At 60.4% G+C, this 17,272-nt stretch carries 15 protein-coding genes; all 15 read right to left on the reverse strand.

Features of this window, described 5'->3' with window-relative positions; all coding sequences use genetic code 11:
* Window positions 1-6: 6 nt before the first annotated feature.
* The 15 genes from BM154_RS08290 to glnE all read right to left on the reverse strand — a co-directional run bounded on the left by BM154_RS08290 (window position 7) and on the right by glnE (window position 17,265).
* Window positions 7-876, reverse strand: a complete 870-nt coding sequence (locus BM154_RS08290; RefSeq protein ID WP_074882181.1) for a DUF6625 family protein — start codon at window positions 874-876, stop codon at window positions 7-9.
* Window positions 873-1,841, reverse strand: a complete 969-nt coding sequence (locus tag BM154_RS08295) for a glycosyltransferase family protein (RefSeq protein WP_244157077.1) — start codon at window positions 1,839-1,841, stop codon at window positions 873-875. Before BM154_RS08295 ends, BM154_RS08290 begins: the two co-directional genes overlap by 4 nt.
* On the reverse strand, window positions 1,838-2,653 hold the full coding sequence (locus BM154_RS08300; protein WP_074882183.1) for a hypothetical protein: 816 nt from the start codon (window positions 2,651-2,653) through the stop codon (window positions 1,838-1,840). Before BM154_RS08300 ends, BM154_RS08295 begins: the two co-directional genes overlap by 4 nt.
* Before the next feature lie 110 nt (window positions 2,654-2,763).
* Window positions 2,764-3,429, reverse strand: coding sequence for a glycosyltransferase family 25 protein (locus BM154_RS08305; protein WP_074882185.1), 666 nt, complete (start codon window positions 3,427-3,429; stop codon window positions 2,764-2,766).
* A gap of 18 nt (window positions 3,430-3,447) precedes the next feature.
* Window positions 3,448-4,311, reverse strand: coding sequence for an AarF/UbiB family protein (locus BM154_RS23790; RefSeq protein WP_139225403.1), 864 nt, complete (start codon window positions 4,309-4,311; stop codon window positions 3,448-3,450).
* On the reverse strand, window positions 4,308-5,417 hold the full coding sequence (locus BM154_RS08315) for a glycosyltransferase (protein WP_074882189.1): 1,110 nt from the start codon (window positions 5,415-5,417) through the stop codon (window positions 4,308-4,310). The genes BM154_RS23790 and BM154_RS08315 overlap by 4 nt, the downstream gene beginning before the upstream one ends.
* Entirely contained in the window at window positions 5,404-7,158 is a 1,755-nt protein-coding gene (locus BM154_RS08320) for a carbamoyltransferase family protein (protein ID WP_074882190.1), read from the reverse strand. The genes BM154_RS08315 and BM154_RS08320 overlap by 14 nt, the downstream gene beginning before the upstream one ends.
* A 77-nt stretch (window positions 7,159-7,235) precedes the next feature.
* On the reverse strand, window positions 7,236-8,666 hold the full coding sequence (locus tag BM154_RS08325; protein WP_074882192.1) for a lipopolysaccharide kinase InaA family protein: 1,431 nt from the start codon (window positions 8,664-8,666) through the stop codon (window positions 7,236-7,238).
* On the reverse strand, window positions 8,663-9,412 hold the full coding sequence (locus BM154_RS08330) for a lipopolysaccharide kinase InaA family protein (protein WP_074882194.1): 750 nt from the start codon (window positions 9,410-9,412) through the stop codon (window positions 8,663-8,665). Before BM154_RS08330 ends, BM154_RS08325 begins: the two co-directional genes overlap by 4 nt.
* On the reverse strand, window positions 9,409-10,146 hold the full coding sequence (locus BM154_RS08335; protein WP_074882196.1) for a lipopolysaccharide kinase InaA family protein: 738 nt from the start codon (window positions 10,144-10,146) through the stop codon (window positions 9,409-9,411). Before BM154_RS08335 ends, BM154_RS08330 begins: the two co-directional genes overlap by 4 nt.
* Window positions 10,143-10,970, reverse strand: a complete 828-nt coding sequence (rfaP, locus tag BM154_RS08340) for a lipopolysaccharide core heptose(I) kinase RfaP (RefSeq protein ID WP_074882198.1) — start codon at window positions 10,968-10,970, stop codon at window positions 10,143-10,145. The genes BM154_RS08335 and rfaP overlap by 4 nt, the downstream gene beginning before the upstream one ends.
* Window positions 10,971-11,093: 123 nt before the next feature.
* Window positions 11,094-12,215 carry a glycosyltransferase family 4 protein gene (locus tag BM154_RS08345; protein ID WP_074882201.1) on the reverse strand — a complete coding sequence of 374 codons (1,122 nt, stop codon included), beginning with the start codon at window positions 12,213-12,215 and terminating at the stop codon, window positions 11,094-11,096.
* 20 nt (window positions 12,216-12,235) lie between these two features.
* Window positions 12,236-13,237, reverse strand: a complete 1,002-nt coding sequence (gene waaC / locus BM154_RS08350) for a lipopolysaccharide heptosyltransferase I (protein ID WP_074882203.1) — start codon at window positions 13,235-13,237, stop codon at window positions 12,236-12,238.
* Window positions 13,238-14,275 (reverse strand): lipopolysaccharide heptosyltransferase II, encoded by a 1,038-nt coding sequence (waaF, locus tag BM154_RS08355; protein WP_074882206.1) that lies wholly within the window; start codon window positions 14,273-14,275, stop codon window positions 13,238-13,240.
* A 44-nt stretch (window positions 14,276-14,319) separates the two neighbouring features.
* Window positions 14,320-17,265, reverse strand: coding sequence for a bifunctional [glutamate--ammonia ligase]-adenylyl-L-tyrosine phosphorylase/[glutamate--ammonia-ligase] adenylyltransferase (gene glnE, locus BM154_RS08360; protein ID WP_074882208.1), 2,946 nt, complete (start codon window positions 17,263-17,265; stop codon window positions 14,320-14,322).
* Window positions 17,266-17,272: the final 7 nt, after the last annotated feature.

A 17,272-nucleotide genomic window follows, 5' to 3' on the forward strand; every position in this document is an offset into this window, starting at 1 on the left:
CAGACTCTACTCCACCATCGCATGCCAGCCATCTTTATCAACACGCCAAGTCCCCGCTGCAGGTAACCCGGCGCCGCCCAGCAGAGCTTGAGGCGGAACACCTTTCCAAGCTTCGTTTTTCCAAACCATAAAATGCAAATAGGGTAGCGCCTGAGCACCTAACTCGCTATTGGTCAGACAGCCGTCTCTGTAAAACCAGGCATCTGGGACAACTCGACGTCCGTCATCATGAAGGGTATAAGTGCTATGCGTTTCAATAAACTCACTGCATCGAGCCCAAGGATTGAAACGAGCTGCAAAGCGCCGTAGTGGCTCTGGCCAATTTTTATGCCGAATAAAAAGGCGGCTAAATGCTCCTTCATCCAGAGCATGGTGGCGCTGATCTTCGTAGCGCGCTTGCCAATTCGGAATGCACCGAAAGGCATTACGCATGAGCGGCGTGTTACGCAACAGGCAAAGATGTCCGGAAATCCGCCGTGCATGAGTGGCGAATAGATCCTTGCGACTCAACCGCCGTGCAGTAAAGTACGCACGAAGATCGCCATAAACAACGTCAATATCCCCAAATGCCCAAAAATCGTACTTACTGAGCTCCGCTTCATGAACAGCGCCCAAAGCGGGCTTTATATCGCATAACTTATAAGCGTTATCCGGTCGAAATGTTATGAATAGCTTGGAAGAGACCAAGGCGCAGTAATCCGCATAGGCGATAGGTACAAACCGTACGTTTTGCGGCCCACTATCAGGTACTTCACAATCAGTAAAAATCAACCAATTGATAGTCGCGTTGCGACGACAGCTTTCTAGAAAAAACTCAAACCAGAATGGCCACCGTCCGAAATAGGGAATGACGAAACAAATAGTGGGATCTTTCATATACCCAAATACCTTCTTGCCCGCTGCCATACGTTGCTTGGTTGCAGCTGCCTAAATGGCATTTGCAGAGCATCTACAACAGCTTTTCCAAGATGGGAAAATTGATATTTTTCCTCGACCAACTGCCGCCCTTTAGCAGCAATACGATCAGCCAAGCTTGAGTCACGCCGCAAAGTTTGGAGCTTGGTGCGAAAATCCTTCAACGAGCGGTACAGCACCACATTGTCCATATCCACGAAGCCAAGCGCCCGATTCTCATCTTCGCCTTGGTCATAGGTAAAAAGAACACAACCACAGGCCATAGCCTCGAAGTTTTTAATCATGTACTCACCCATGCCTATATCCGCACTGACAAAAAACCGGATCCGGTTCAACATGTGGAGATAGTCGACGCCCGAGTTGGTCCTAGCTACATAAAGGGGTTCCACCAACGCCAGCTCCTCGAGAAATTCTCGACGAGCGCTGTAAACACCGCTTTTGATGCTGCCAACAAACCCAAGTTCAATATCTCGGCTTTGCGCAAGGTCTCTCAGCAACGCTTGATCGTACCCTTTGGGCACGAATACTGCATCAACACCTTCTTCACGCAACTGATTAGCGACACAGAACCCTGAAGTGATTACACGCGCACTTGGCAAAGTTCGGTAATGCTTAGAAAACCGCCCCCTATATTTACCTGTAATATAGTTTTGGTAGGCGTCATGCTCAAGAATTGCCAGATTGGGTATAGTTTGTATAAACCCAACCTGGCGGATTTCCTTTTTAAAGCGAAGAAAGAGAAGTATGCAATCATATGCATGAAGATCTACTTCCTTTAAGAAGTATCCTTTCAGATCAGCTTGCTGCTTATCGCTGAGCCAACGCAGGTCACAGTCGCAATGAGCCTGAATTCCATCGTACAGCCGATCCAGAATAGCTCGCTGCTCAGCCTGAACCAAGAAAAGCACTTTGAGCCCAAGCATCATTTTCGACTACCGAAATAAAATCTATCCAATGCGCTCCTAAAAGAGGCCATTGCATGAGCGTAGCGATTCTCTCGCCGCCCCATTGATCGCTTGGAGGAAAACTCTTCGTCTACAATCTCGCCATTTATACGAACCCGAGCGGCCCGCACATCCAGAGTATGCAATTTTGCTCCTGCCTGCGCCATTACATAACGAAGCAGCCTTTCCGCATGTAAAGGGCGCCCAGAGGTACCGCAATAATCAAGGGCTTGCTCTAAACGCATACCATACGCTAGATAAACGCTCCTACCACACAAAGAAAAACGATCGTTCAGTCCATTCCACCACTGCCAGTTCGGCACATAGATAGCGCATGGTTTGGCTGCGACAGCATGGATAGCTGCCTGAGGAAAAGGATCCATGTAAACAAGGTCAGGCCGGAGAAAGACGACAACATCCGGATCGTATTGGCGTACTTGCTGTGTCACCCGGTGAAGAGAGTTTAGCTGGTGGATTAAGTTAGAGAAGGATTTATACTCATCTTTCCACGCATCTCCATAGCGCTTTATCTCCGCTACTGGCCACGAAACGAGGCATTCGCCTGGCGTTTCAAGTTGCCCCTTCATTCCTGAAAATACCTGATAGTTTTCGCTAGCTAGCGCCCCTCGCTCTCCGGAACGAGGGTTATCGACAAACGCCTGCTGATAAAAATGATAAAAGGACTCTACGCAGAAACCATCAGGAACTTGGGCATAGAAATTTTTCTCGACAGAGGGGTAGCAGACCGAGCTATTTCGCGGCAAGCCAAAATACACAACCGCCAACTTTTTCAACTAAGACACCTTTCAAGCCCCGTCGAGCTTGCATTTGAAAGAACTCATATCTGTATTTGCAGTAAAGATTACAGACTTGTAAACCTACAGCGCTTTGCGCATGCAGTCGCTTACTTCCACACCGCCGGTATCAGCAGCCTCCATAAATTCTTGCGCCACTCGATACGCTGCCTTTTTTTATTTCGCCGCCAGAACTCATCGCATTTTGCGACGCTACCATCTCGCTCACCATCTATGTCACTTTTACCGAGCCCATCGGGCTGTTGCTGGCATAGCATAGGGTAGGCAGCACGACCTGGGAGGCATCGTTTCAGCATCGTATCGATTCCTTGCCCCCTATAAGGCTGAGCCATCACAAACGACGCTGCATTTCTATTTAGGATATAGGCATGTGTTCCTAATGCGCGACAACCTACAACGCCTCGTGACCACGTTGGCCAGAGCCGGCCGAGAATCAGGCCGAGATAGAAAATGGGTGGATCGTAGTGGGTAAGATAGCGATTAATATTTCTAACATGCGCAGGTTCTATTTCATAGAACATGACATCATCCTCAAGAATCAGCGCACGCTGCCAGTCACGCTCGACAAGCATACGCGCGCACTGCTGATGCGAGTTAAAGCAGCCTCGCTGAGGATCCCCCTGATCACGCTGGACAATTAAAAACTCAGCGTCTGGAAAGTGTTGAAAAAGCGAGGCCCGCAAGATATCTCGCCGGTCATGGCGATCGGACAAGCTAATACAAAAAACACCATCAACTGCAAATCCCTCGCTCACACGCCCTCCTTGATAAATCTAATTATTAGGATAACTAAGCACGCTACTCGCTATAAATTTCTCACGCGCCCGCCGACTTGTAAAATACTGACGGCATTGCTTCCTTGAGGTATCTTCCTTCTTGAACGCCGAATAAACCGGCCAAAAGCGCTGCCGCTCAGTCAGAGAAAAGCGCACATTGGAAACAAACGAGGCCACCATGTCATCATAGACAGCCTCACCCATAAATTTGAAAAACCAAAAGCGATAGAACCTACCCATACAGAAGGCTAAAGAAAAGGCTTCATCGATATCATCGAAACAGCACCCCTCGAAATCCACAAACCTGACATCACCTTGAGCAGTGAGCAATATGTTACCAGGATGGGGATCCAAGTGAACAAAGCCCTCAGCGAGCATTTCTGAAAACCCAGCAAAGACACAAGAAAGAATGCTTTCAACTCCCTGCTCTTTAGACAACACGACATCGTCTACGGTACGGCTCTTAGGTATATACTCGAGCACAAGCAACTCTTCGTAGAGAAAGCCAAAACACCATCTACGAACGTACCCGTAAGCTTGCGGGCTCAAGCTATTTCTGTCTAAACGAGCAAGATTATGAAACTCATCTGCTAAGCAATGCTTCCCCGACCCCTTTAGTCTTAATCCATTTCGCAGCCTGACTTTCCAACGTGTGGGCTTGCTGTATTTAAGCACCACGCCTTGTTCTTGATAAATATGAACAGCTCGCTCAACAGCCCTGCTGGTTTCATTTTCAGGGTGCAGGAAGCTTTCAGCATGTTGCTGCGCCCCGGGGTGGCGAGGATCAAAGAAAAAAACGTAACTGCCAACACGCTTCTTTACAAAAGAAGCCTGGCACTCACTCCCCGACTCAGTTTTCATATCTTTTTATTAAAAGCGTGGAGCTTTTCCTTGAACACTTCTTGCGCTGCCTTATAACCGAATCGCTCCAGACAAGGGCGATAAGACTTTTCAGTCGGGATTGGTGAGTTTGGTAGCTCACTCAATATAGACGCCAAGCGGCAGTGGTCGCCAAAGGGAAAGAGCCGGCCAGCCTCCTGAACTACTTCACGAGCCCCGCCACAGTCACTACAGATAAGCGGTAGGTTAGCCGCCATCGCTTCCAGCAATACCATGCCAAAAGGCTCATGATCCGATGTCAGGACAAAGACATCAAACGCCTTGAAATAGTACTTTGCATTGGAAATCTGCCCCAGAAAACATACGGACTGCTCAACCCCCAGCGCCTCAACGAGCGATCGTAGCTTAGCCTCAAGACGCCCACGCCCGACTATAACCAGCAGACTGCCTACGGGCATCGTCGGCAGTGCCTTGGCAAAACCGCGAATCAGTGTCTCCTGATCTTTGTCCGGATGTAGGCGCCCTACGTTACCGACGATCCAAGCATCGCTGGGAAGGCCAAGATGCGTCCTGGCGGCCTCACGCGTGACCTGCTGCGCCTGCAAGGTCTCAAGGTCAATGCGGTTATATAAGGTCTCAATTCGGTTTTCTGGCCAAGTCGGCAAACTCGCGCGCAGATCGTCGCGTACCGCATTGGACACGCCAAGCAGCATCAGGCGTTTACTGAAGACGTTGGCCAACCACTGGCGAAAACGCCGGCGGTAGACACCGAACGCATGGCTTACGCCGATAACGGGTAGGCGAGTAGCAAGGCAAGCGATGTAAGTCGGCTTGAAGCGATGGGCAATGCACAGCGTGAACCCCCTCGTACGCACCAGCCGTGCAATGTCTCGAATCGCGCGGAGCTTGAGACCTCGCATGTCACGCGAGCTGTACTCGAGAAATACCACCTCATCCGAAGCCGACCCGGCTTCGACGTCAGCATTGCGCACGCCCGTCAGATACACGGTTAATACCTTGTAACGGGTCCCCCTGAACAACGCCGCATACTGATGGGCGCAATCGAGGAAAGGCCCGTCATAACCATGGCAGATTTGCAGAACCCAGGGTTGTTCAGGGCTGCTCATTGGGCATTACCCCGTCCTTGATCACCAGAATATCTTCCATGATCAGGTACTGCAGATCCGAGCCGAAGAACATGTTCAGGGCGTCGGTCGGCGAGCAGATCATCGGTTCGCCACGGCGGTTCAGCGAGGTATTCAGCGACACGCCGTTGCCGGTGAGTTTTTCCAGTTCCAGCATCAGGTCATACCAACGCGGGTTGTATTCGCGCTTGAGCACCTGGGCGCGGGAAGTACCGTCTTCGTGAACGACTTCGCTGACCCGCTCCTTCCACTCGTCGTTGACTTCGAAGGTGAAGGTCATGAACGGGCTCGGGTGGTCGACCTTGAGCATCTGCTCGGCTACGGTGTCGAGCATTGACGGGCAGAAGGGTCTCCAGCGCTCGCGGAACTTGATCTGCTCGTTGATACGGTCGGCCACGCCGGGAATGCTCGGGCAACCGATGATCGAACGGCCGCCGAGGGCGCGCGGGCCGAACTCCATGCGGCCCTGGAACCAGGCCACCGGGTTGCCGTCGACCATGATCTGCGCGATGCGCTGCGGCATGTCGTCGATCTTCTGCCATTTCGGCGCATTCGGGTGGCGGGCGCAGGCGGCGATCACGTCTTCGTTGCTGTAGGCCGGGCCGAGGTAGACGTGCTCCATCTTCTCCACCGGCACGCCGCGCTTGTGGGACACGTAGGCAGCAGCGCCAACCGAGGTACCGGCATCCCCGGACGCCGGCTGCACGAACAGCTCCTTGACCTCCGGGCGGGCGATGATCTTCTGGTTTAGTTTGACGTTCAGCGCGCAACCGCCGGCAAAGGCGATCTTGCCGGTTTCGCGGATGATGTCGCCCAGGTAGTAGTCCATCATCTCCAGCGCCAGCTTCTCGAACAGCGCCTGCATGCTGGCGGCGTAGTGGATGTAGGGATCGTCGGCGATATCGCCTTCACGCTTGGGCCCCAGCCACTCGATCAGCTTGGGCGAGAAGTAGAAGCCCTTGCCCTTTTCCTTGTGCCGGCGCAAGCCGATGACGTTGGCGTAGTCGGTATTGATCACCAGCTCGCCGTTCTCGAACTTGGCCAGGCGGGAGAAATCGTATTTGCTGGCATCGCCATAGGGCGCCATGCCCATGACCTTGAACTCGCCGTCGAGCATCTCGAAGCCAAGAAACTCGGTCACCGCACCATACAGGCCGCCCAGGGAGTCCGGGTCGTAGAATTCCTTGATCTTGTGGATGCGCCCGTTCTCGCCGTAACCGAAGAAGGTGGTGGCGTACTCGCCCTTGCCGTCGATCCCGAGGATGGCGGTCTTCTCGGTGAAGCCCGAGCAGTGATAGGCACTGGCAGCATGGGCCAGGTGATGCTCGACCGGCTCGATCCTGACCTTCTTGGCGTCGAAGCCGAGTTGCTCCAGGCACCAGACGATCTTCTTGCGATAGCGCTTGTAACGACGGTTACCCATGAGGATCGCATCAAGGGCGCGATCCGGCGCATACCAGTAGCGCTTGGCGTAGTGCCAGCGGGCCTTGCCGAACAGGCTGATGGGCGCGAAGGGAATCGCCACCACATCGACATCCGATGGTTTGATGCCGGCCTGCTCCAGGCAGAACTTGGCCGACTCGTAGGGCATGCGATTCTTCGCGTGCTTGTCACGCACGAAGCGCTCTTCTTCCGCCGCGGCAATCAACTTGCCGTCGATGTACAACGCCGCGGAGGGGTCATGACTGAGGGCGCCGGACAGGCCAAGAATCGTCAATGCCACGGATAAAGCCTCTTAACGCGGCTGCCTGACTCGACAACCGTTACTGTTTGATGTCCATGAGCCCCCCCTTGGGAAGCTCAACTAAGTGTTGGCAAGCGCCGATCGAGCTCACGATACAGGGCGCTGTCGGCCGGCCAGTTGCGCAGCAGGCGTGCACGATCACGCCCATAGGCGGCTTTGAAGCTGGCGGCCTGGCCATGGTACTGCATGGCATCCAGATCGATCAGCGCCCAGCGCCCGTCCTGCCAGAGGATATTGGTCCCCTTGCAGTCGCCGTGGCTGATGCGCTCACGCAGCAGGGCTGCAAACAAGGCCTCCAGCGCCTGCAAATCCGCTTCGGGCGGCAGTCCGTCTGCGCCGCAGGGCGCGAAACGGGCGATTATATCCATACCCGGCGTGTGTTCGGTAATCAGATAGGCCTGGCGGCGCAACCACAGGGTGCGGCGTTCGAGCACGGCCAGGGGCTGGGGCGTGGCGATACCGAGAAAATCCAGGCGATTGCCCTCGCACCAGCTGTGCCAGGCGCGACTAGGCCGCCAGAAGCGTCGCAGCCAATGTGCGAAGCCCTTGATGTTGTAGCGCTTGATGACCAGCTGTCGGCCAGACTGCTGGATGCGCGCCACGGTGGAGGAGCCACCGAGCTTGAGCGGCTCGCCGCTGGCAATCGCTGCGTCGGGATCGGCCAGGATAGGCGCCAGCGCCGCGTCCTCTTCGCGCCTCACCACCTGCAGGCGCGACGGGCTGCGCCAGACGCGAAACGCCGTGCACTCGCGCTCGATCTTGGCCATGAACGCCTGCATGCGCGTTGCTCGCGCCCTGGCCACGGCCTTGAGCAGTGCCTCCAGCGGCAACGCGTGCTCACCATTGACCAGCAGGTAATGCACCAGCAGCTCCTCGACAAAGCTGTCGATGGCCCCGGGAAACTGCGCGAAGAACAGCCCCAGATTGCCCAGCACCTTATCGCGCGACAGCGGCTGACCTGGCGTTTCTGCACGAATGCCACCGCCATCGATCAGGTGCAGTCGACCGTCGTGGCGCAGCAGGTTGTCCAGGTGCAGGTCTTCCTGCCACAGCCCACGACTGTGCAGTTGGCCGATAACGCCAAGCGCCTCGCCGAGTACCTGCTGCTGGGCATCGCTCAGCCAGGCTTGGCCGGCGACGGCCTGCCAGTCATCGGCCAGGCTGCGCGCGCCTTCCAGGAATTCGAACAGCAGCCAGCCGCCCTCGCCCCCCGCAACGCCATGCTCGAGCAGCAATGGCGTGCACAGGCCCTGCTGCGCCAGTAGCTGGGCCCCCTGCAGCTCCCGCGCGAAATGCCGCTCGGCCTTGCTGCCGACCAGTATCTTGGCGAGGACATTGCGCCCCTGCCACTGCGCACGACCGACATAACGCTGCCTGGGCAGCACACGCAGCAGGCTGTGCAATTGCAGTGACACACCACCGGGCAAGTCGATCGGTAGCGGCAGCGCAGGGCTGCGCCCCGCCTCATTCAGGAGAGCCAGTTTCATGGGCGTTGGGCCTTGTCCTTCAAGCGCGCCGCAAGACGCTGCGACCAGTGTTCCACCTGCTGCCCGCTGCCCAGATAGGCAGTCAGGAAGCCCAGGTGGTCCGCTTCATTCCAGGGGTTGGTGCGGCGCAGCAACGGCTCGAGATCCTTGACCCTGTCACGCTCGCCGAGAAACAACGGCCGGGTCTTTTCCAGATCGATCAGTTGCGCGACAAAACCCTCCTCCCGTGGCTGGAGGAAGATATGTTTGGGGTAGAAACAGCCGTGCAACTGCCCCTTTTCATGGACGCGTCGAGCCAGCAGACCGCAGGCACTGACGATCGCCTGGCGCTGCTCGGCAGCAAGCTGGCGCCACTCGGGCAACCAGCTGTCGAGATCCCGCCAAGCGTCCAGCGCATGGGTCAACAGAACGGCACGACGCTCGCCGGCGATACGCCGCTCGGCGTAGAACGCCGCGCTCATCGCCGGGATACCCAGGCGCTGATAGCGGCAGATGTTGCGGAACTCCCGCGCCAGGGTGGGCTCGCCCCAGGGGCGCTCCAGGCTATGGGTCAGGTAATTGCTCTGACGCTTGAGGTAATAGCCCTGGCCTTCCAGATCGAGCCGATAGACCGTGCTCCAACCGCCGCGCGGCGCCTTGTTGGGCTCGTCGACCGCATGCAGTTCGAGCGACCAGAGCGCCTCGAAGCTGGCCAGGCCATGACGTTCGAGCAGCGCCCGATCACCACTGGCGATGAAGTCCTTCATTCTCTTCCCTCGAAAAAGCGGACGATCTGGCCGATACGCTGCTTGTCACTGTCGTTCAGTCGCTCGCGGCCCCGGTACTGCAGGTAGAAACGCAAGCGCTGGGTACGCGACAGGTGGTATTTGGCCACCTTGTCCAGACAGGCGAGGTCCTTGACGATGCGCCGCCGTAGAAACGGCCCGCGCCAGAAGGCGCCGGTCGGGCAGTCGATGAAGTACAGACGGCGGTGCTCGTCGACCAGCAGATTGCGCCACTTCAGGTCGTTGTGGGCGAAATGATGATCGTGCAGGATGCGCGTGGCGCGAGCCAGCTGACAGCTGACATCCTCGACCCAGGCTCGATCACGCAGACGTTCATCGCCCGAGGCGGCGAGGCGCCACATGTCGGTGGTGTCGACCAGCTCCTGGGTAATCAGCGCGCCCCGGTGAAAGGCCGCCCCCCTGCGCTCCAGACCGTAGGCGGCGATAGGCGCAGTGGGAATGCCCCAGGTCGCGAAATGCTTGAGGTTCTGCCACTCGGCCTTGACTCGCGGCCGACCGACGAAACGCCGAGCCCCCTTGCCCGCGCCGTGGTAACGCTTGACGTAATAGCGCAGCCCGCCGAACTCCACGCGAATAACATCCGACAACGGGTCGTGAGTTATGGCCTCGCCCTGCAGAGCAAAGACCGCATCCAGCGATGCGAATGCCCGGGCCGCCTCAGGCGTGGCCAAGGCAGTGACACGCCACCGACTCATGCGTCGCCCTCCGTTTCGTACTTGCGTTTGTAACGTGAACGCAGCCGGTCGGCCTTGCCTTGCAGCCAACGCAGCAACGAGGCTTCATCGCGCAGGATCCGGCGCAGCGAGCGCTTGTCGACGACGCAGAAATAGACCTTTAGAAAGCGCAGCAGATCGCGCTGGCCAAGACCGATATTGAGCGCCGAGAAATACAGCCCGGCCAGATCCTTGTTACGCCAGCGCCGCGGCACCTGGGCACGCAGCTGGGCCCGATGCAGGTCGATCACCGACAGGCGGAAATCATCGGCATTGAAAGGTTTGTCGGTATGCAGCAGGAAATGACAGATGTAGCAATCACGATGGTTGACCCCGGCGGCGTGCATGCGCCCGGTCATCTGCGCGACCCGACGAATCAGCGCCCACTTAAGGGTTGGCGCTGGCGGCTGGTCGCTCCAGCCCATCGTCAGTTGCTCGAGGTCAATGGTGGGCGCCAGCTCTTCGGTGACGATGAACGAATGCTGCTGCGCCGGATTGCCGCCACGCTCGCCATAGGCCACGGCGGTCATGGTCGACACTCCGACTTCGTGCAGGCGCTGGATGGCCTGCCATTCCTGGCCCGCGCCAAGCACCGGCAGGCGAGCCGTGATCAGGTTCTTGAGGATTTCTCCCCAGCCGACCCCGCGATGAATCTTCACGAAGTAGCCCTTGCCGGCTACCTCGGTGCGCAGCGTGCGCCGCGCCTCGAGCTCGCGGTAGACCTGCCCCTGCAGGCCCTCGACTTGTTCGAAGGCATCCTTGCCGGCCCATAGGGACTTGAATGGTTCAGCAAGAATAAGGCGCATAAGCCTCCCGTAGACGCCGCACACGCGCAACGAATACTGCAAAACCCGTGGCGTGATGACGATCATCGCACGACGAATGCGACGCCCCTGCGGGGTCGCGGATTATCAGGGTAGCCGGCGTGCTCACGGGCGCGTCGCCAGAATCACGTCAGCAGCCCGCTGCGGCATGCTGTACAGGTCGGCCGTCTCGGCATAGGCCAGGCCATTGCGCTGCCAGGCCTCACGCCGGGCGTCGTCGGCCAGCATCTCGGCCAGCATGCGATTGAGCGCAGACTGCTCGAAGGGGCTGGGCACCACACGGCCGGCGTCGGCATCTTCGATGTAATGGGCATAGCCACAGACATCGGTGACCAGCACCGGCAAGCCGGCGACCAGCGCCTCGAGCAGCACGGTGCCGGTATTTTCGTTGTAGGCCGGGTGGATCAGCAGGTCGGCGCCGAGCAGGAAGCGCGGAATGTCGCTGCGCCCCTTGAGAATCGTCACCTGATCGCTCAGGCCGAGCGCCTTGACCTGCAGCAGGAACGGCTTGGGGTCGTCCTGGCCGATGACCATCAGCCGGGTGCGCGACTTCAGCTCACCCGGCAGTGCGGCCAGGGCCTTGAGGCTGCGGTCCAGCCCCTTGGTCTTGAAGCCCGAGCCGATCTGCACCAGCAGCAGGTCGTTGTCGGCCAGGGCGAACTCGCGGCGGAACTCGGCGCGGATATCGGCGGCATTGGCCGGCGCACGGCGATCCAGGGCGATACCCGGCGGCAGCAGGTGAAAGCGCTCGGCCGGCGTGCCGTAATGCTTGACGAACAGCGGCTGCTGCACCTCGGAGATCATCAGGATCTCGGTGTTCGACTCGGGCGCGAACACCGCCCGCTCGTACTCGGCGAAATGCTTGTAGCGGCCCCAGCGACGGTACAGGGGGTTGCGCAGGGTCTGCGCCTTGTCTTCGAAGCAGCCGTCGGCGGCGTAGTACACGTCCAGCCCCGGCATCTTGTTGAAGCCGATCACCCGGTCGACCGGGCGCTCGCGCAGGTCGGCCTGCACCCAGGCGGTGAGCTTTTCGTTGCGGTGGTGATTGAACAGCGCCTTGACCGGCACCACCACCACCTCGAAGCCCTCTGGCACCTCGCCTTCCCAGATCGGCGTGTAGACGCGGATGCTGTGGCCGCGCTGCTGGCACTCCAGGGCGATACGCATGAAGTCGCGCTGCAAGCCGCCATAGGGGAAATACTTGTAGAGGATAAAAGCCAGGCGCATCGGCCCTCCGCTCGGTTGCATCAATCCAGCCCCAGGTCCAGCAACAGGGCATGCAGTTCGGTAAACACCCGCTGTGGTTTCAGGTCATCGAAACAGGGCTTGTCGCGGTCACCCTTGCCGGCATCCGGGCCACTGGCGCACAGGTGCACCTGAGATCGGCCATAGGCACCGACCCGCCCGGGCAGCGTCGGGCCGTACAGCGACAGGGTCGGCACATCCAGTGCCGCGGCCAGATGGCCCAGGCCGGTGTCCACCGCGACGCAGGCCCGGGCACCGGCGAGCACCTTGGCCACACCCGCCAGGTTGAGCTTCGGCAACACCGCGGCCCCCTCGATACCGGCGGCGATACGCTCGGCACGGGCCTTTTCCGTCTCGTTGCCCCAGGGCAGGCGAATCGACCAGCCCTGCCCGGCGACCTGTTCGGCCAGCTCGCGCCAGTAGGCTTCGGGCCAATGCTTGCTGGCCCAGGTGGTGCCGTGCAGAAACACCAGATAAGGGCTCGCGGCCGGATCTGCAAGCTGGGCGCGGTTCAGCCCGTAGTCGCCCAGACCGGCGGGCACACTGTAGCCCAGCGCCTGGCCGAACAGCTGGCGGGTGCGCTCCAGCGCATGCTGGGCGGGCGGCACGCTGTACGGGCGATCATAGAAGCGCGCGGCGATCGGCTCGCGGGCGGATTTGCTGTCGAGCCCGGCCACCGGCGCCTTGACGTAACGGGTCAGCCAGGCGCTCTTGAACAACCCCTGGGCGTCGATCACCAGGTCGTAGTGGCTTTCGCGCAGGCGCTGCTTGAAACGCGACCATTCGCCACTGCGCAGGGTTTTCAGCGGGTGCTTGCGCCAGCGGCGGATGGCTACCGCAATGACCTGGGACACCGCCGGGTGCCAGGCGGGAATCTCGGCGAAGCCCTCTTCCACCACCCAGTCGAAGCGGATGCCGGGAATCGCCCGGGCCGCGTCGGTCAGGGCCGGCAGGGTATGAATGACGTCGCCCAGCGATGAGGTCTTGATCACCAGCACGCGCATTCAGGGCATGACCTCGACCGGCTCGACGGCCAGGCGCTGCAGCGCGTCCATGGCAACCCGCGGCTGGAGCTGTACCAGGCAGTTGTAATGGCCGAAGCGGCAGGTGCGCTCGAAGCACGGGCTGCACTCGATGCCCAGGCGGATGATTTCCACCTGCTCGGCCAGCGGCGGCGTGAATTGCGGCGAGGTCGAGCCATAAACCGCCACCAGCGGGCGATTGAGCGCCGCCGCGACGTGCATCAGCCCGGAGTCGTTGGACACCACCGAGGCGGCGCACGACAGCAGGTCGATGGCCTGGGCCAGGCTGGTCTCGCCGGACAGGTTGACGGCCTCCTCGCGCAGGCCGGGAATCAACCGCGAACGGATGTCCTCGCCCACCGGGTGATCCTTTTTCGAGCCGAACAGCCAGACCTGCCAACCCTCGCGAATCTTCGCCTCGGCGACCTTGGCGTAATGCTCGCTGGGCCAGCGTTTGGCCTCGCCGAACTCGGCACCCGGGCACAGGGCCAGAACTGGGCGGTCCAGGGTCAGGCCGAAATGCGCCAGGGCCGCATCACGAGTGGCCGGGTCGATCTGCAGGGAGGGGCGCGGATAGGGCTGCGGCAGCTCGGCACCGGCCGGATAGGCCAGGGCCATGAAGCGCTCGATCATCAGCGGGTAGCGGTCCTTGTCCAGCTTGCGCACGTCATTGAGCAGACCGTAACGCATCTCGCCCTTCCAGCCGGTGCGCAGCGGGATCCCGGCGAAGAACGGCACCAGCGCCGACTTCATGGAATTGGGCAGCAGGATCGCCTGATCGTAACGGCCGGCCAGGGACTTGCCGATGCGCCGGCGCGTGGCCAGCTCCAGCACGCCATGGCCCAGGGGAAAGCTCAGCGCCTGACGCACTTCGGGCATGCGCTCGAGGATCGGCCGGCTCCAGTCCGGGGCCAGCACGTCGATGGCGCAGTCGGGATGGCGCTTTTTCAGACACTGGAACAGTGTCTGCGCCATCACCATGTCGCCTACCCACGAAGGGCCGATGATCAGAATATTCATACGCTCAGTTTCGCTAGAGAAGTCCGATGGCGGGCGGGCAGCCATCAACTCAGCCCCAGTTCACGCCAGATGCGCATCACATTGCGCCGGTGCTCGTGGAACTGGTCGCCGCCCACGACCCCGGGCTGCTTCTGCAAGGCCTGCCGGTGGGCTGCCGAGCGGTAGGCCTTGTAGGCGTCCTGCAGCAGGGTCGCCTCGCCATCGCGGAGCAGACCGAGCCGATCCAGGCCTTCCAGAATGCGGATGTTGTCGGTGAATTCGAGCAGCGCCGGATGCTGCTTCGACCACGCCAGAGCCGCGTATTGCACCATAAATTCGATATCGACGATACCTCCGGCGTCCTGCTTGAGGTCGAAGGGCGAGGCCGCCTCGAAGGCATTCTCGGCCGTGCCGGCCGCGGTGGCACGGCTGCCCAGGTTGTAGCGCATTTTGGCGCGCATCTCGCTGACCTCGGCTTGCAGCTTGGCCTGGTCGCGCTCGCGGGCCAGCACCGCGGTACGTACCTCGGCGAACGCGGCGGCCACCCGCTGACAGCCAACCAGCACCCGTGCACGCACCAGCGCCTGGTGCTCCCAGGTCCAGGCCTCGCCCTCCTGATAGCGGCGGAAGGCGCCCAGGGAGCTGACCAGCAGTCCCGCCGCACCGGAGGGACGCAGGCGCATGTCGACGTCGTAGAGCTGGCCGGAGTTGGTCTGCGCGGTCAGCAGGTGAATGATCCGCTGCCCCAGGCGGGTAAAGAACTGCGCGCCATCGATGGGCTTGGCGCCGTCGGTCTCGGCCTGGGGGTCGCCATCGTGGATAAACACCAGGTCCAGGTCCGAGCCGTGCCCCAGCTCGATGCCGCCCACCTTGCCGTAGCCGACGATGATGAAATCCGGTGCACAGGGGCTGCCATCGGCGCGCAACGGCGTGCCATGGCGGTTGACCATCTGCCGCCAGGCCAGGGCCAGTACCTGGTCGAGAATGGCTTCGGCCAGCCAGGTCAGGTAGTCGCTGACCTTCATCAGCGGCAGGCTGCCGGCGATCTCCGAGGCCGCCACGCGCAGACCATGGGCCAGCTTGAAGTGGCGCAGCGCCTCCATCTGCTGCTCAAGATCGTCCTCGGGAATGCGCGTCAGGCGCTCCTGCAACTCGGCGGCCAGCTCCGGGGCAAGGGGCGGGCTGAACAGACGCCCTTCGTTGAGCAACTCGTCGAGCAGCAGTGGGAAACGGCTGATCTGCTCGGCAATCCACGGGCTGGCGGCGCACAGGGTCAGCAGGCGCAACAAGGCGCCGGGGTTTTCGGTGAGTAGCACCAGGTAGGCCGAGCGCCGAGCGACCGCCTCGATCAGCGGCAGCACCCGCTCCAGCACCAGGTCCGGCTTTTCCTGTTCGGTGGTGGCGGCCAGCAGGCGTGGGATAAAGGCATCCAGGCGCTCGCGGCCGATACGCTGCATGGCGCGCACCTGATTGCCGTTGCGCAGCCCCACCAGCCGTTGCCAGGCAGCCTGGGGCGCCTCGAATCCGGCTTCGGCCAGCTGCCGACAGGCCGCCTCTTCATCCTGATCGTCGTTCCACAGCGGCAGCCAGTCCGCACCGACCATGGGCTCCTCGTCGCCCTGCTGATCCTCGTCGGGGTCGGCGATGACCTGGCGAAAATGCCAGTCGACCCGGCCGCGCCAGTGCATCAGCCGTTCATGGAAGGCATCCCAGCCATCGAAGCCGAGCATGAAGGCCACCCGCGCCCGATCCTGGTCATTGTCCGGGAGCATCTGCGTCTGCCGGTCGTCGATGGCCTGCAAGGCGTGCTCGGTGTAACGCAGGAAGGCGTAACCGGCGAGCAGCTCGTCGACCGCCTGGCCCGGCAGGTAGCCCTGATCCTTGAGCGTTTGCAGCACCTTGAGCAAGGAGCGCTGCTGCAGGCTGAGGTCGCGTCCGCCGTGGATCAGCTGGAAGGCCTGGGCAATGAACTCCACCTCACGGATACCGCCGGAGCCGAGCTTGATGTTCTCGGCCATGCCCTTGCGGCGCACTTCCTGCTGGATCAGCTGTTTCATGGTGCGCAGCGCGTCGATGGCGGAAAAATCCAGGTAACGGCGGTAGACGAAGGGTCGCAGCATCTCCAGCAGCTGCGCGCCGGCCTGCTGATCACCGCCGACCACCCGCGCCTTGATCATCGCGTAGCGCTCCCAGTCGCGCCCCTGGTCCTGGTAGTACTGCTCCAGCGCGTTGAAGCTGAACACCAGCGCGCCGGACGAGCCATAGGGGCGCAGGCGCATATCGGTGCGAAACACGAAACCGTCGACGGTAATGGCGTCCAGCGCCTTGATCAGCTTCTGGCCCAGGCGAATGAAGAACTCCTGGTTATCCAGCGGGCGCTTGACGCCCTGGGTTTCGCCGCCCTCCGGGTAGCCGAAGATCAGGTCGATGTCCGAAGACAGGTTCAACTCATGGGCGCCGAGCTTGCCCATGCCAAGGATCACCATGTGCTGCGGCTCGCCACTGCGACGCCCGACCGGCGTGCCGAACTGCTCGCAATGCCGGGGGTAAAGCCACTGGTAGGCCAGATCAATGCAGGCGTCGGCCAGGTCGGAAAGATCGCGGCAGGTCTCCACCAGATCCGCCTGGCGGCTGACATCGCGCCAGATGATGCGCAGTTGCTGGCGATTGCGAAAGCGTCGCAGGCTACGCGCCAGGGCGTTCTCATCCGCGCACTCGCGCAGCTGTTCGGCAAGCTGCCCACGCAACTCGCCTGCATCCAGGCGCCGCTCCAGCTCGCCGCTGCCCGCCAGGTCGCGGAGCATCTGCGGGTCACGCTCGCCCTGCTGCGTCACGAAGTCACTGGCAGCAGTCACCCGCTGCAAATTTTCCTTGCGCAGCGCCGGCCAGGCCGCGAATTCGGCAGCGGCTTCAGCGGACAGGCGGGCGAACGCCTGGGCAAGCGACTGCTCGGCACGCTGGGCAACTGGATGAAGGACGGCAGGCAAAGAGACGAGCGCAGGCAAGCTCATGGTCTAT

Source organism: Phytopseudomonas argentinensis, assembly GCF_900113905.1.
In the GTDB taxonomy this organism is placed as follows: Bacteria; Pseudomonadota; Gammaproteobacteria; order Pseudomonadales; family Pseudomonadaceae; genus Aquipseudomonas; species Aquipseudomonas argentinensis.

What these genes read in the sequence shown, in the direction of transcription:
- BM154_RS08290 (WP_074882181.1), bottom strand. Translation starts at nt 876, where the DNA reads ATGAAAGATCCCACTATTTGTTTCGTCATTCCCTATTTCGGACGGTGG.
- BM154_RS08295 (WP_244157077.1), bottom strand. Translation starts at nt 1,841, where the DNA reads ATGATGCTTGGGCTCAAAGTGCTTTTCTTGGTTCAGGCTGAGCAGCGA.
- BM154_RS23790 (WP_139225403.1), bottom strand. Translation starts at nt 4,311, where the DNA reads ATGAAAACTGAGTCGGGGAGTGAGTGCCAGGCTTCTTTTGTAAAGAAG.
- BM154_RS08315 (WP_074882189.1), bottom strand. Translation starts at nt 5,417, where the DNA reads ATGAGCAGCCCTGAACAACCCTGGGTTCTGCAAATCTGCCATGGTTAT.
- BM154_RS08325 (WP_074882192.1), bottom strand. Translation starts at nt 8,666, where the DNA reads ATGAAACTGGCTCTCCTGAATGAGGCGGGGCGCAGCCCTGCGCTGCCG.
- BM154_RS08330 (WP_074882194.1), bottom strand. Translation starts at nt 9,412, where the DNA reads ATGAAGGACTTCATCGCCAGTGGTGATCGGGCGCTGCTCGAACGTCAT.
- BM154_RS08335 (WP_074882196.1), bottom strand. Translation starts at nt 10,146, where the DNA reads ATGAGTCGGTGGCGTGTCACTGCCTTGGCCACGCCTGAGGCGGCCCGG.
- rfaP (WP_074882198.1), bottom strand. Translation starts at nt 10,970, where the DNA reads ATGCGCCTTATTCTTGCTGAACCATTCAAGTCCCTATGGGCCGGCAAG.
- BM154_RS08345 (WP_074882201.1), bottom strand. Translation starts at nt 12,215, where the DNA reads ATGCGCCTGGCTTTTATCCTCTACAAGTATTTCCCCTATGGCGGCTTG.
- waaC (WP_074882203.1), bottom strand. Translation starts at nt 13,237, where the DNA reads ATGCGCGTGCTGGTGATCAAGACCTCATCGCTGGGCGACGTCATTCAT.
- waaF (WP_074882206.1), bottom strand. Translation starts at nt 14,275, where the DNA reads ATGAATATTCTGATCATCGGCCCTTCGTGGGTAGGCGACATGGTGATG.
- glnE (WP_074882208.1), bottom strand. Translation starts at nt 17,265, where the DNA reads ATGAGCTTGCCTGCGCTCGTCTCTTTGCCTGCCGTCCTTCATCCAGTT.